Origin of the sequence: Microbacterium sp. lyk4-40-TSB-66, assembly GCF_030209475.1 — a bacterium.
Lineage (GTDB): Bacteria > Actinomycetota > Actinomycetes > Actinomycetales > Microbacteriaceae > Microbacterium.
Genome location: NZ_JARVRW010000001.1, coordinates 1 through 13,110 on the forward strand (window position 1 = coordinate 1; position 13,110 = coordinate 13,110).

Here is a 13,110-nt window from a genome sequence, read left to right on the forward strand (position 1 = left end):
GGAGGGATGCGGCACTCCGCTCTCTGCGAGTCGTCGTCGCCGTTGCTCTGTCGTCCGCCTGCGCGGGGTAGGGGCGCGCCTGCGGCGCGCCGGGTGGAGGGCGGGGCCCCTACCCCGATCGACCCGGAGGGATGCGGCACTCCGCTCTCTGCGAGTCGTCGTCGCCGTTGCTCTGTCGTCTGCCTGCGCGGGGTAGGGGCGCGCCTGCGGCGCGCCGGGTGGAGGGCGGGACGCCTGGCCTGATCGAGGTGCAGGGAATGCCCGCTCCGGGAGGCGGCGCAGTGTCTTCGCGCTGAGCGCGGCGTGGTGGGTGTGGGGCGAGATCGGCGGTTCGGGGCGGGCGGATCGCGCCCCGAGCGGCGGATATTGCCCCGAAACGGGGCCCCGGCCGGATCGCGGCGTGCGGCGGGGCGCGTTCGCGGAGTGCGCGAGGGATCAGGGCGCGTGCGGGAGGATGGGGGCGTGAGCGACGCTGAGTTCCCCGACGCCTGGTACCTCATCCTCTCGAGCAGGCTCATCCCCGACCTCGACGGCGGGTACACGATCTCCGCTCTGGCGCGCGCGCGGCAGATGACCGAAGCGGGGGCGCCGCCGCTGCTCCTGACCGTCGACCCCGGAGCCGTCGCCGATCACGCCGCGCACCGGGCGACCTTCGTCGAGCGCGGGGCCGCATCGGCATCCGAGATCTTCCGCAATCTGTTCGACGAGGCCGTCGCATCCGCCGGGGGAGCGGCCGATTGGCTGCGCGAAGCGGCTCACGAGGGTCACCCGGATCCGGGGCTGGCGTACCGCGACGTCGCGGGGGGCGCGGTCTCCCTTCCGGTCGTCCTCGATCCCGACTGGCATCTCACGCGCGCGCCCATCCTCGTCCGCGACACCGCGGGTGAACCGGTCGGCGTCATCGACGGGTTCGGCGCACTCTATCGGGCATGGTTGACGCGGATCGCGGCGGACCTGCGCGCCGAGAACCCCCGCCCGGTCGTGCTGATCTGCGAATCGCGGCAGCTGGGCGAGCTCCTCGTCGGGTGGGGTGACGATGACGTGCGCATCCTGCACACCGTGCACACGATCCACCTCGAGCCGCCTTACCGGGCCGATTCGGACCTCAACCGTCTGTGGTCGCGGTGGTTCGAGGTCGCGCCACGCTTCGACGCGGTGCTCTGGCCGACCGCCCAGCAGCGCGACGACGTGCGCGAGCGCTTCGGAACCACCGCGAACGATCTCGTCGTCGCGCACGCGGTCCCCGCTCCGGCAGCGACCGTGCCGGCCGCCGATCGCGACCCGGGACGCGTCGTCATCCTGGGTCGTCTCGCGCCCGGCAAGCGCCTCGACCGCGCCGTCCGCGCGTTCGGTCGGGTGTCCGCCGAGGTCCCCGGGGCCCGACTCGAGCTCTGGGGGGAGGGCGCGCAGCGCGCCGAGCTCGAGGCGCTGGTCGACGAACTCGGTCTGAGCGGATCGGTGTCGCTCCCCGGTCTGACGACCGACCCGGGCGCGGTCCTCGATCGGGCCGCGGTGTACCTCACCACCTCGGCATTCGAAGGGCAGGGGCTGGCGATGGCCGAGGCCCTGGCGCACGGCACGCCGGTCGTGGCGTGGGACATCCGCTACGGCCCGCGCGACATGCTCGCCGGAGGCGGGGGCATCCTGGTTCCGGACGGCGACGAGGACGCACTCGTCGCCGCGCTGGTCGAGATCCTGACCGACGCCGGGGTGCGCGAGCGACTCTCGGCCGGGGCCCTCGATGCGGCGACGGCGATGAGCCCGGCTCGGAGCATGGGGGTCCTCGCAGCGGCGTGCGGCGCCGCGCTGTCGCATCCGCGGCGGCGCTGACGCCGGTCGCCGTCCGCCGACGGGAATGGGTCGATCCCCGATCGGCGGCGCGACCCCCGGTGCGCAACTCCGGAGAATGGCGGTTCTTTGGACCCGAATGCCGCCGACCGGGGAAGCACCGGCCGGATCGCCGGAGTTACGCACGCGGGTCTCGGGCCGACGCGGGGGTTGCCGCGGCAACGGGCCCCCGGAACGCGGGCCTCTGCCCGACCCGAGAGTGCCGCCCGTCAGCTTCCCGCTCCGTCAGCTGTCGGCTGCCCGCACGGCGTCGACCGCGGCGGACGGTGAGCCGTGAAACGCCGGACCGTGACCGGGGAGCACCCAGTCGGCATCCAGGTGCTCGATCCGAGACAGTGACGCGAGGGCTTCGGCGGGGTCGTCGGTGAACGGTGCGGGGCCGGGGCCGGTGCGGCCGGTCAGCACGTGACGCGTCGTGAGGGCGTCACCGACGAACACGGCGCGCGCGAGGGGAGAATGCACCGCGATGCTCCCGGGGGAATGACCGGGCATGCCGATGACGCGGGGCTGACCGGGGAGGTCGAGGGCGTCGCCGTCGGTGACCTCGCGCACCTCGGTGAGCCACTGCGGACGCATTCCCTTGCGGATGCCGAAGGCCGCGAAGCTCAGCAGGGGGCCGATGCGCATCGGCCCCATCGTCGCCTTCGGTTTGTCGCCGCCCTGCGCCCGACCGGCGTCGGCCGCGTGCACGAACACCGGGATGCCGCGCTCCCGGCGGAGGCGCTCGGCGAAGCCGACGTGATCGCTGTCGCCGTGGGTGAGGACGACGCCCCGGACGTCGCCGAGCGTTCGGCCGATGGCATCCAGTTCTCGGGTGAGGTCGGCGTACATGCCCGGGAGCCCGGCGTCGACCAGGGTGATGCCGTCGGGGGCGACGATGAGGTAGGCGGCGACGATGTCGTTGCCGATGCGGTGGAGGGTGGGCGTGAGTCTCATGACGGACCTCTCGTACTGATGGCTACGAACTATAGCCATGATAGCTTAGAAGCGTAGCCATGAAGGGGTGATCATGCCGACACCGGAGAGAACGTCGCTGGACGAGATCGTCGACGCCGCCGCCCGTCTGCTCGAGGCGGGCGGGTCTCCCGCCGTGACGATGCAGGCTGTGGCCCAGGCGGTGGGGGTCAAGGCGCCCTCGCTGTACAAGCGCGTGCGTGATCGCGACGCACTGCTGCGACTCGTGGGCGCGGCGGCCGCCGACGAGCTCGCTCGGCGTCTCGGGGCGGCATCCGACCGTCTCGAAGACCTCCTGCTGACGTTTCGGCGATTCGGCCGTGAGCGTCCCGAGGCGTTCCGGATGCTGTTCACGACAGCGGTGGATGCCGACCGGCTCGCGGCGACGAGCGAGCCGGTGCTCCGCGCCGCCGAGGCAGCGGTGGGGGAGGAGCACGCCCTCGACGCGGCGCGATTGCTCACGGCCTGGGCGACGGGCTTCGTCACGATGGAGCTCGCGGGCGCGTTCCGCCTCGGAGGCGACCTCGACGCCGCCTACCGGTACGGCATCGCCCACCTCGTCGGCTCCCTCTCGCCGGGTCAGGAACCGGAGCGGCCCGCCCAGGGGTCGTAATCGGCGATCAGGTCCTCCTGCGGGGGGCGTTCGGCATCCGGCACGTGCTGCAGATTCACGCGCACGCGATACCAGAGCGAACTCGAGCCGCGCATGCCGTCGACGAGGACGTCGGCCGGGTGCAGGGCGGCGGTGGCATCCGGATGCCGTTGCTTCCATGTCTCGAGAGCGTCGAGGGCCTCGGGCTTGGTCTTGGTGCGCGCGACCTCGATGAGGGGCATCGTCGAGGCGCGGCGGCCGGAGCCGTCGGAGCCGCGCGGGGGCTTCTCGGCGGGGCCGAGCTCCTTCGCGAGGGCGAGCAGGGCATCGAGGGAGCCGGCCGCGTCGTCGATGCCGGCGTGCGGGTCGCCGATGCTGCGGAAGCGCTCGGGCACGGTGAGCACGGTGAACTCGTCGGGGCGACGGTCGCGCACCTCGTCCCAGGAGAGCGGTGTCGACACCCGGGCATCGGGGAGCGGACGGATCGAGTAGGCCGAGGCGACGGTGCGGTCCTTCGCGTTCTGGTTGAAGTCGACGAAGACGCTCTCGCCGCGCTCCTCCTTCCACCAGCGCGCGGTCGCGAGCCCCGGCGCGCGGTTCTCGACCTCCCGGGCGAGGGTCTCGGCCGCCAGGCGCACGGCGGTGTAATCCCATTCAGGGCGGATGCGCACGAGGATGTGGAGCCCGCGAGACCCCGAGGTCTTCGGCCAGCCGACGAGGCCGTGGTCTTCGAGCACCTCCCGCGCGATGAACGCGACGTCGACGATCTGCGACCAATCGACGCCGGGCATCGGGTCGAGGTCGACGCGCAGTTCATCGGGGTGGTCGAGGTCTTCGGCGCGGACCGGATGCGGGTTCAGGTCGAGGCAGCCGAGGTTGACGACCCACGCCAGTCCCGCGGCATCCCGGATCACCGTCTCTTCGGCGGAGGTGCCGGAGGCGTAGCGCAGGGTCGCGGTGTCGATGAACGCGGGGTGGTTGTCGGGGACGCGCTTCTGGAAGAACGGCTCCTGATCGAGGCCCTTGGAGAAGCGCTTCAGCACCATGGGCCGCCCGCCCGCCCCGCGGAGCGCGCCCTCCGCGACCGAGAGGTAGTACCGCACGAGGTCGAGCTTGGTCAGGCCCGGCTCGGGGAAGACGACGCGGTCGGGGCTCGTGACACGCACCTCGTGGCCGTCGACGTCGAGGATCTCGGGGGGAGTCTTCGCGGGGCTCATGTCGCGAGGCTAGCGCCGCGGCATCCCGGGTCGCGCACCCCTTGCGGTGGGTGGGGCGGGGGTTGCGGTGTCGCGTGGTGCTGTAGCGCGGCGTTGAGTGTCCAGGACGCGCCGGTGCGTGCGCGGCGGTGCGGAGTGTCGTGGACGCTCGATCTCAGCGTGGGGCGTGGGGCGTGGGGCGTGGGGCGTGCGTGGGCCCGGGTGGGTGCGCTGGGGGCGAAGTCGGGGCGTTGAGTGTCCGAGAAACCCGGACGGATTCTGGAAGCGTCCGGGTGTTGTGGACACTCACACGCTCCGGGAGGGCGCGGCGACGACGAAGGGCCGTCCCGAAACGGGACGGCCCTTCGTGCGGAGCGGTGCGTCAGTTGTTGCCGCGGATGATCGCGATCATGCGCAGGATCTCGACGTACAGCCACACGACGGTGACCATGATGCCGAAGGCGCCGACCCAGCCGTAGACGCGGGGAGCGCCGTTGCGGACGCCGCGCTGGATCTGATCGAAGTCGAGCACCAGCGAGTAGGCGGCCATGATCACGACGAGCACGCCGAGGATCAGACCGATCGGGATGCCGGCGATCGTGGCGCTGCGCAGACCGAAGGCCATACCGTCAGGCAGCACACCGAAGAGCATCAGACCGACGTTCAGCAGGCTGAAGACGAGGTAGCCGACCATCGCGATCATGAAGATCTTGGTCGCGCGCTTCGAGGCGCGGATCTTGCCGCTGGCGAAGAGAGCGAGGGTCACACCGACGACCGACAGGGTCGCGAGGGTGGCCTGCACGACGATGCCGGGGAGCTGGAACTCGAAGAACGCCGAGATGCCGCCGATGAACAGACCCTCGAACGCCGCGTAGGCGATGAAGACGGGGACCGAGGGCTTCTTCTTGAACGTCGCGACCATCGCGAGCACGAAGCCGACGAGGCCACCGATGAGCATGGGGGCGACGCTGGGACGCGGGTTGGCGGCGGTGACGCCGCTCATCGTCCAGACCCAGCCGACGACGGCGGTCACGACGAGGATGCCGAAGAGGCCGAGCGTCTTCATGACGGTGTCTTCGACCGTCATGCGGCCGGTGTCGACGGCGCTCGCGGACGGAGCCGCGTACGCGCCTTCGATCGTTGCGGCGGCGGCGGGATCGACGGCCGGGGGCGGGCTGTAGCGCGTGTTGACGCCACCGGCTCGAGGGTCCTGGAACGCCGGGTTGTTGAATGCCGGGTTGTTGAGGGCCACGGGAACTCACACTCCAAAGATGGTGATCACAGCACCGTGCTGTCAGACAACACTAGCTGAGGAGCGTGTTCGATTCGCTGGGGTGACTGGGATTCTGCTATGAGCGATACTGCCGTTCACCTGGGACTCGTACGCTGCCGGAGTGCCCCTCATCATCGGTCATCGCGGCGCCCCGGGGCATCTGCCGGAGCACTCCCGCGGCTCGTACCGGCTCGCGATCTCGGCGGGGGTGGATGCCGTCGAGCCCGACGTCGTCCCCTCGCGCGACGGCGTCCTCGTCGTGCGGCACGAGAACGAGATCGGGTCGACCACCGACGTCTCCACCCGCCGCGAGTTCGCTGATCGGCGCACGTCCAAGGTCGTCGACGGCGAGCGTCTCACCGGCTGGTTCACCGAGGATTTCACCTGGGATGAACTGCGGACGCTCCGGTGTCGCGAGCGCATCCCGGCGCTCCGGCCCGAAAGTGCGGCTCACGACGACACCGAGCCCGTCCTGCGGCTGACCGACGTGCTCGACCTGGCCCGCGCGGGCGGTGTGCGGGTCGTGCTCGAGATCAAGCACGCGGCATCCTTCGCCCGGCTCGGTTTCGACATGGCGGAGCTCGTCGACGCGGAGCTGCGCGAGGCGGGATGGGCGGATGCCGCGGACTCCCTCGTCATCGAGTCCTTCGAACCCTTGGTGCTCTCGCGGCTGCGGGGTCGCGGCATCCCGTTCCCCCTCGTGCAGCTCATCGACAGCGAGGGGGCGCCGTGGGATCTACGAGAGCGCGACGGCGCGGACGCGGCGACGTACGCCTCGATGCTCACACCGGCGGGGCTCGACGCGCTCGCCGCGGAGGTCGAGGGAATCAGTCCGGCCAAGGCGCTGATCCTCGAGCCCGACGGAGACGCCCATGTCCCCGCCCGATTCGTCGCGGAGGCACGGGCGCGCGGTCTGGCGGTCTTCACGTGGACCTGCCGACCGGAGAACGCCTTCCTCCTCCCGCCGTATCGGCTGCCCGGCGGCGACGGTGCCTTCGGCGATTTCCGACGCGAGTGGGCCGTCTTGCGGGATGCCGAGCTGGACGGCGTCTTCGTCGACCACCCGGAGCTGGGGGTCGAGTTCTTCCGCCGGTGAGCGTGAGTGGTCGGCCGATGTGCCGAACTCCGGAGAATCGGGCCGGATTCGTCTCCTCCCCGGCATCCGGTGCGGCCGCGGCGGCGGCTTTCCGGAGTTGCGTACGCGAGCGCTGGACCACACGCGCCGCGCAACCCCGAGTCGGGCCGGTGCCTGACGGGCGAGGATGACCCCATGACGGTGGATGTGACGGTGGTCGGCGGAGGGATCTCGGGCCTGGCGTGCGCTCGAGCGGTGCAGGATGCCGGGCGCACGGTGCGGGTGCTCGATCGTGGGCGGCGCGTGGGCGGTCGCCTGTCGAGCCGCACGATCGACGGTCGGCCAGTCGACCTCGGGGCGTCGTACTTCGTGGTGGGCGAGGCCGCGGACTTCGGGCACGTCGTCGCCGACTGGGAGGAGCGGGAGCTCGCCCGCCCCTGGACCGACACGTTCCAGGTGATCGACGCCGACGGTGGGCAGACGCCCAAACCCGGGCCGATGCGGTGGGCGGCCCCCCTCGGCCTGCGGACGCTCGCCCTGGATCTCGCCGAGGGGCTCGACGTCGAGTCCGCGCGGGTCGTCGAAAGGGTGGAGCCGTATCGGGTCGACGGGGAAGAGGCCGGCGAGGTGGTGCTCGCGATGCCGGCGCCGCAGGCCGCCCGCCTGACCGGCGACGCCCCGGGGGGTCCGCAGGAGTGGGAGCCCGTCATCGCCGTCGTGCTGCGCTGGGACGAGCGGCAGTGGGACGCCGACCTGCACGGCGCCTTCGCCGACGGCGACGCCGATGTGTCGTTCATCGCCGACGACGGCGACCGCCGCGGAGACGGCGCCCCCGTGCTCGTCGTGCACACCACGGCCGATCGCGCCCGTCGGCACCTCGACGACCCCGATGGCGCGATCGCGCCGGTGCTGGCGGCGACCCGTCGCCTGCTGCGTATCGACGCCGAGCCCGCCAGCGCTCATGCGCATCGCTGGACCTTCGCGCGGCCGGCGCAGGCGACGGGGCGGCCGTACTTCCGCTCGCCCGGGCTGTCCGCCTGCGGGGATGTGTGGGGCGAGAGCGCGGCCGTGCGCACGGCGTGGACGTCGGGCGATGCACTGGGGCGGGCGCTCGCGGCATCCTGAGATCCGACACCCGGTCTGCGATTCGACCGGGGGCAGGTGCCCGACGCGAGCTCCCGGACGAGGGCGCGACGCGCGCCTCCGGGCGCCGACACGCGCGGGCGTCAGCGTCCGGAGGATTGGTGATCGAGCCGCGGAATCCTCCGCCGATCCCGCATTCGCGAGCGGTGCGGGACCGGATGCCGTGTCGGAGGCCCCCTCTAGGGTGGGGCGCATGGATGCCGGAATCGACGTCGCGGGAGTCAAACGGTCGTTCGGTGCGGTCCACGCGGTACGCGAGGTCACCTTCACCGCGGCACCCGGACGGGTGACGGGGCTGGTCGGTCCGAACGGCTCGGGCAAGACGACGCTGATGCTCATGCTCGCATCGCTCCTGCAGGCCGACGCGGGGCGGATGAGCCTCGGCGGTGTCGATCCCGTGGCCGACCCCGCCGGGGTGAGGCGGCTCCTCGGATGGATGCCGGACTCCCTCGGCGCCTGGCCCAGTCTCACCGCGCGCGAGGTGCTGGTGGCCACCGCGCAGCTCTACGACCTGTCACGGGACGCCGCGCGCGCACGGGCCGACGAGCTGCTCGCGCTCGTCGACCTGAGCGCGCTCGCCGCGTCGCCGGCCCGCGTGCTCTCGCGCGGACAGAAGCAGCGTCTCGCCCTCGCGCGAGCGCTCGTCCACGACCCGCGCGTGCTGCTCCTCGACGAGCCGGCCTCGGGTCTCGACCCCCAGGCGCGCATCGCCCTGCGCGTGCTGCTGCGTCGACTCGCAGCGGAGGGGCGCACGATCCTCATCTCCAGCCACGTGCTCTCGGAACTCGAAGAGGTCGTCGACGACGCGGTCTTCCTCGTCGACGGACGCACGGTCGGCGGCGACCGCGTCGCCGCCGCCACCCGCCGCGTGCGGGCCTGGCGCGTGCGGGTACCCGCCGATGTCGCGCGACCGATGGATGCCGTGCGACTCGATGTCGCCGCCGCGCTCGGGCGCGCGGGCGATGAGGTGGGCGTCGACCGGCGCGACGTCCTCGTGCCGTTCACCGACGAGGCCGGTGCCGTCGCGGGACTCCGGGCCCTGATCGGCGCCGGGCTCCCCGTGGTCGAGTTCGCCCCCGCGGTCGGCGACCTCGAGCACGCCTTCCTCGACCTGGGGGCGGAGCCGGCGGGTCCGGCGTCACCCGAGGCCGTCGCCCCGCCGGCGTCGTCGCCGAAGCCCCCGCGGCCGACCTCGCCGCCGGAGCCGGCACCCCCGTCGTCCGACGTCCCACCGGGGCAGACACCGCCCGCGAACCGCCCCGACGACGGGAGCGTCGCATGAGCCTCCACCGCCTCCGCACGATCATCGGGATCGAGCTGCGTCAGCGCGCGAGATCCGTCGCGTGGTACGTGCTGCTCGGCATCTTCGCCGTCATCCTGATCGGTCTGCTCGTGCTCTCGTTCGCGTCGTTCGCGCTGTGGACCGGCGGCAACGAGTGGTTCTTCTCGATCGTCATCATGCTCGTTCTACTGCTCGTGCTTCTGGTGTCGCCGACGCTGAGCGGCAGTGCCGTCAACGGCGATCGGGATGCCGCCACCCTCGCACCCGTGCAGGTCACCCTCGCGACGACCACCGAGATCGTGGTCGGCAAATTCCTCGCCGCCTGGATCTCGGGGCTGGCGTTCCTCGTGGTCGCACTGCCCTTCCTGCTCGTCGCGACGTTCGCCGGCGCGCTGAACCCCCTGGTGATCGTCAGCTCACTGGTGATCCTGGTGATCGAGGTGGGTGTCGTCGCGGCGATCGGCGTCGGTCTGAGTGCCATCGTCGCCCGGCCTCTCTTCTCGGTCGCGAGCACGTACCTCCTCATCGCCGCCCTCACGATCGGGACGCTCCTGGCCTTCGGGCTCGGGGCGACGGCCCTGCGCACGACGCAGGAGACGGTCACACGCGACTACAACCTCGGCTCGCTGCCCGACGGATGCGACCCCTACGGTCCGATCGGTACGGAGGGGTGCCCGCCGCCCGATGAGCTGGGGTGTATCGAGTCGACCTCGCTCGGCGACGTACCGCGCTTCGACCGGGTGTGGTGGGTGCTCGCGGCGAACCCGTTCGTCATCCTGGCCGACGCGACGCCGCCGACGTACGACGAGAGGTATGGCACGCCCACCGACCTGTTCTCGCAGATCGCCTACGGGGTACGCCTGGCCCAGATCCCGCCCGAGCCTGTACGCATCAATGACTTCTGTGGGCAGTACCTGCAGAGTCAAGAGCCGCCGACGTACGAGACGCCCGAGCAGCAGGTCGCGGGAACGACGCCGAGCTGGTTCGTGGGCCTGTTGGCGCAAGCAGTGCTCGCCGTCGGTCTGATGGTCTGGGGCATCGCCCGCACCCGCACGCCCGCGAAGAGGTTGCCGCCGGGGACGCGCATCGCCTGAACGGGGGCGGTCACGGTTCCGTCGACGGGTGCTCCGCCGGAGGGGCGCGCGGTCAGCGCGGTGACGCGGACGATCGGCGCCCTTCCGTCCAGGGGAGCCTCGTCGGGGTCAGGCGTGTCCCTCGGCGGCGGGGAAACCGGGGTCGGGATCGAGCACCTCTCCGGTGTGGTCGTCGAGGGTGACGTGGCTCTCGGCCTGCGCGGCGTCTTCGCGCACCTCGTCGGTGACGGCATCGGTGGGGGCGGCGGAGTCGGCGCGGGCGTCGTCGGCGTGGCGGGAGGGGATGTCAGGAGTGCTCATGCGCCTACCGTGCCGCCTCGACCGCGCGCGGTCGACCGGCTTGACATCGCACGTGGGGCTGCGGCGTCCTCGGTGCGGTCAGTCGGTGGCATCCGGGATCGAGGAGTCCACGGCCGGCCAGGCCGGGAGCGGGTCGTCGAACGCAGCCCACGCCGCGGGTCCGGCGGCGAGCTCCTCGTCCGTCAGTGCGGCGTTGTCGAGCAGGTGCGCGAGCTTCGGAGCCGACAGGTCGAGACCGGTGAAGACGAGCTCTTGGCCCATCCCCATGCGTCCGTCGTCCGTCCCCAGCGGCTCGATCCACATGGCCGACCCGACGTGCTCCCACCGGGCGAGGATGCCGGGACGCGACGCGAGCCGGCAGAACCCGGCCGAGCGCACGAGGCGTCCGGCGGCGCCGTCGTCCAGACGGTCGAGGGCGGCCGACAGGCGTGCGGGGTGGAAGGGCCGCAGCTGCTCGTAGTGCAGCGTCATGACGCGGTTGTCGCGCATGTACGGGTCGTGCTGGCCGTTGAGCGCGTGGACCCAGCCGGCGCGCTCGAGGATTTCGCCGTCGTGCACCGCCTCCGACCGCAGGTCGCTCAGCGGATCGCGCGAGAGCCGCACGACGGCGGTCGGGTTGAGGTGCGACGCGAGGGCCATCTGCACGGCGAGCGCAGGAGTCGGCACCTGCTCCCAGTTGATCCAGACGACCCGTGTCGCCAGCTCCAGCGCGAGCGCGGCCTGCCGTGCGCGCGCCCCGACGTCGCCGCGCGGGTCACCCGGGCGAACGGATGCCACGAGCGGCACGTCGTCGAGCAGATCGCCGATCATGTGCCGGGCGTCCACCACGCAGACCGCCTCGACCTCGGCGCCGCCGCGCGCGCCGATCGCGTGGATCAGGTCGACGTCGCTGCCGAGGTCGACGACGGCGGCCTCGGCGTCGGCGCGCGGGCGTGGATGGGGGAGCGCGTGCGGGGACCGCAGGTCGCTGAGCCGCAGCAGGTGCAGCGTGCGGTCGAGCGCGACCGCTGTGCGTTCGGCATAGGCGCGGCGTTCGGGGGCGCAGACGCCCATGATGGCGATCGTGCGGCTCATGGCATCCATCTCTCGTTTGTCCGGGGGCTTCCGACACCTTACCGTGTTTTTGATAACCGTTATCAACAAGGAGGATGACATGAAGGTCCGCGCATCGATCAAGTCGCTCAAGAAGCAGCCCGGGGCGCAGGTGGTTCGCCGCCGGGGCAGGGTGTTCGTGATCAACAAGCTCAATCCGCGCTTCAAGGGGCGACAGGGGTGAGTATCGCGCGGTCGCGATAACGCGAACGAGAACCGTTCCCGGTTACGTAAACACATTGCAATCTCTGCATGTGTATGGTCTCGTGGATGCCGTGGACAAGATCACCGGGCTCGACGAGGCCGCCGAGCTGTTCAAGGTTCTCGGCAACGACTCGCGTCTCGCCCTCGTGTGGCTGCTGAGCCGTGAACCGCTGACGGTCGGCGCGCTCGCCGACCGGGCCGGACTGTCGCAACCGCTGGTGTCGCAACACCTGCGCACCCTGCGGCAGGCGGGCCTGGTGAGCTCGGAACGCGAGGGCAAGGAGATCCGTTACGCCCTCGCCGACCAGCACGTCGCTCACGTCGTGCTCGATGCGATCGCCCACGTCCAGGAACCGAACGACCAGGGGAACGAACAATGAGCACCGCTGAGACCCACGCCGAGCACTCCGTCGACGAGCACGCCCACGGCGACGAGTGCGGCCACCAGAAGATCGAGCACGGCGACCACATCGACTACGTGCACGGCACCCACCACCACGCCCTGCACGGCGATCACTACGACGAGCACGAGTCCAAGGCGGAGCACGGAGTCGACGAGCACCGTCACGGTGACGACTGCGGGCACGAGAAGATCGAGCACGACGACCATGCCGACTACGTGCACGACGGCCACCGTCACGCGTTGCACACCGATCACTACGACGAGCACTGAGCTGCGCCGGCATCGCGTGTCACGAGCGCGGGATGCCGGGTGGCGGGGCCTGCTTCTCCTTCGGGGAGGCGGGCCCTTCGTCGTGACGGGGCTCCCCGCGAGCGGCGGATGACCGTCGGGTGCGACGCTGCGTCGCCGGAGCGTAGATCAGGCCTGCACGCGGAACGAACGACCCTCGAACGTCACGACGTCACCGACCTGCAGCTGCCGCCCGCGTCGGCGGTCGATCTCACCGTTGACCTGGACGTAGCCGTCGATGATCGCCTCCTTCACGTCGCCGCCGGAGTCGAGGACGCCGGCGAATTTGAGGAACGCGCCAAGGCGGATCCCCTCGCTGCCGACGGGGACGTCCTGGGGTGCGGGGGAGCTCATCGCTCCAGTCTG

General features: G+C 71.6%; 15 protein-coding genes. 9 read left to right on the plus strand and 6 right to left on the minus strand.

Annotated features, from left to right (window positions below; translation table 11 throughout):
• The first annotated feature begins 462 nt into the window (after nucleotides 1-462).
• The gene (locus QRO03_RS00005; RefSeq protein WP_285135475.1) at nucleotides 463-1,830 is read left to right on the plus strand and encodes a glycosyltransferase; all 1,368 of its coding nucleotides are present in this window, start codon (nucleotides 463-465) and stop codon (nucleotides 1,828-1,830) included.
• Nucleotides 1,831-2,073: 243 nt separating this feature from the next.
• Here the strand turns inward: QRO03_RS00005 and QRO03_RS00010 are convergent, their stop codons facing one another.
• On the minus strand, nucleotides 2,074-2,784 hold the full coding sequence (locus tag QRO03_RS00010) for an MBL fold metallo-hydrolase (protein ID WP_285135476.1): 711 nt from the start codon (nucleotides 2,782-2,784) through the stop codon (nucleotides 2,074-2,076).
• Between the two features lie 73 nt (nucleotides 2,785-2,857).
• Here QRO03_RS00010 and QRO03_RS00015 point away from each other — a divergent pair, with 73 nt between their 5' ends.
• The gene (locus QRO03_RS00015; RefSeq protein WP_285135477.1) at nucleotides 2,858-3,415 is read left to right on the plus strand and encodes a TetR/AcrR family transcriptional regulator; all 558 of its coding nucleotides are present in this window, start codon (nucleotides 2,858-2,860) and stop codon (nucleotides 3,413-3,415) included.
• On the opposite strand, the gene ligD is transcribed toward QRO03_RS00015, so the two are convergent.
• Nucleotides 3,382-4,611 (minus strand): non-homologous end-joining DNA ligase, encoded by a 1,230-nt coding sequence (gene ligD, locus QRO03_RS00020; protein WP_285135478.1) that lies wholly within the window; start codon nucleotides 4,609-4,611, stop codon nucleotides 3,382-3,384. The two genes, QRO03_RS00015 and ligD, sit on opposite strands and share 34 nt — an antisense overlap.
• A gap of 361 nt (nucleotides 4,612-4,972) precedes the next feature.
• Nucleotides 4,973-5,842, minus strand: coding sequence for a Bax inhibitor-1/YccA family protein (locus QRO03_RS00025; RefSeq protein WP_285135479.1), 870 nt, complete (start codon nucleotides 5,840-5,842; stop codon nucleotides 4,973-4,975).
• A gap of 142 nt (nucleotides 5,843-5,984) precedes the next feature.
• Between QRO03_RS00025 and QRO03_RS00030 the strand changes: the two genes are divergently transcribed.
• The 4 genes from QRO03_RS00030 (at nucleotide 5,985) to QRO03_RS00045 (ending at nucleotide 10,457) form a co-directional block, all read left to right on the plus strand.
• On the plus strand, nucleotides 5,985-6,959 hold the full coding sequence (locus tag QRO03_RS00030; protein ID WP_285135480.1) for a glycerophosphodiester phosphodiesterase family protein: 975 nt from the start codon (nucleotides 5,985-5,987) through the stop codon (nucleotides 6,957-6,959).
• Nucleotides 6,960-7,133: 174 nt separating this feature from the next.
• A complete protein-coding gene (locus tag QRO03_RS00035) occupies nucleotides 7,134-8,063 on the plus strand; it encodes an NAD(P)/FAD-dependent oxidoreductase (protein ID WP_285135481.1) in 930 nt (309 codons plus the stop codon).
• Between the two features lie 211 nt (nucleotides 8,064-8,274).
• Complete coding sequence (locus QRO03_RS00040; RefSeq protein ID WP_285135482.1) at nucleotides 8,275-9,363, plus strand: ABC transporter ATP-binding protein; 1,089 nt, start codon at nucleotides 8,275-8,277, stop codon at nucleotides 9,361-9,363.
• Complete coding sequence (locus tag QRO03_RS00045; RefSeq protein ID WP_285135483.1) at nucleotides 9,360-10,457, plus strand: ABC transporter permease; 1,098 nt, start codon at nucleotides 9,360-9,362, stop codon at nucleotides 10,455-10,457. The genes QRO03_RS00040 and QRO03_RS00045 overlap by 4 nt, the downstream gene beginning before the upstream one ends.
• 108 nt (nucleotides 10,458-10,565) lie before the next feature.
• Here the strand turns inward: QRO03_RS00045 and QRO03_RS00050 are convergent, their stop codons facing one another.
• A complete protein-coding gene (locus QRO03_RS00050) occupies nucleotides 10,566-10,757 on the minus strand; it encodes a hypothetical protein (RefSeq protein ID WP_285135484.1) in 192 nt (63 codons plus the stop codon).
• Between the two features lie 78 nt (nucleotides 10,758-10,835).
• Nucleotides 10,836-11,831, minus strand: a complete 996-nt coding sequence (locus tag QRO03_RS00055; RefSeq protein WP_285135485.1) for a GTP-binding protein — start codon at nucleotides 11,829-11,831, stop codon at nucleotides 10,836-10,838.
• 79 nt (nucleotides 11,832-11,910) lie between these two features.
• Between QRO03_RS00055 and ykgO the strand changes: the two genes are divergently transcribed.
• From ykgO to QRO03_RS00070, 3 genes are all read left to right on the plus strand, one after another.
• Nucleotides 11,911-12,033 carry a type B 50S ribosomal protein L36 gene (ykgO, locus tag QRO03_RS00060; protein ID WP_285135868.1) on the plus strand — a complete coding sequence of 41 codons (123 nt, stop codon included), beginning with the start codon at nucleotides 11,911-11,913 and terminating at the stop codon, nucleotides 12,031-12,033.
• 91 nt (nucleotides 12,034-12,124) lie between these two features.
• Nucleotides 12,125-12,433 carry an ArsR/SmtB family transcription factor gene (locus QRO03_RS00065; protein WP_285135486.1) on the plus strand — a complete coding sequence of 103 codons (309 nt, stop codon included), beginning with the start codon at nucleotides 12,125-12,127 and terminating at the stop codon, nucleotides 12,431-12,433.
• Nucleotides 12,430-12,726: a hypothetical protein gene (locus QRO03_RS00070; RefSeq protein WP_285135487.1), complete on the plus strand. Its 297-nt coding sequence runs from the start codon at nucleotides 12,430-12,432 to the stop codon at nucleotides 12,724-12,726. Before QRO03_RS00065 ends, QRO03_RS00070 begins: the two co-directional genes overlap by 4 nt.
• Before the next feature lie 147 nt (nucleotides 12,727-12,873).
• Here QRO03_RS00070 and QRO03_RS00075 read toward each other — a convergent pair whose 3' ends face one another.
• The gene (locus QRO03_RS00075; protein WP_285135488.1) at nucleotides 12,874-13,098 is read right to left on the minus strand and encodes an RNA-binding S4 domain-containing protein; all 225 of its coding nucleotides are present in this window, start codon (nucleotides 13,096-13,098) and stop codon (nucleotides 12,874-12,876) included.
• Nucleotides 13,099-13,110 lie beyond the last annotated feature (12 nt).